Annotated in this window: 1 pseudogene; it reads right to left on the bottom strand. The window is 53.8% G+C overall.

The features are described 5' to 3' along the window. Positions 1-249: pseudogene (locus FQ664_RS26565) on the bottom strand (MBL fold metallo-hydrolase); the annotation flags it as partial.

The raw sequence follows: 249 nt of genomic DNA on the forward strand, positions 1-249 counted from the left end.
CGTAAAGATAATATTATGAAAATCCAAGCCCTGCATGCGGTGCTGAGCGATGAACTCCCAGGTTTCGTCATCGAAACATTCGGTGTGCTTGCGATACATATCCGAGGCGTTCACCGCCAGGGGGCTATCGACAATCACCGGAATATCGGGGATATCGCCTTCCTCGATTGCCTCGCTCAGCAAATAGGTCAGGTTCTGGGTGCGTCCCACCGCGAAGGCCGGCACAATCACCTTGCCGCCACGTTTTAC

Origin of the sequence: Pseudomonas persica (genome assembly GCF_900291015.1) — a bacterium.
Lineage (GTDB): Bacteria > Pseudomonadota > Gammaproteobacteria > Pseudomonadales > Pseudomonadaceae > Aquipseudomonas.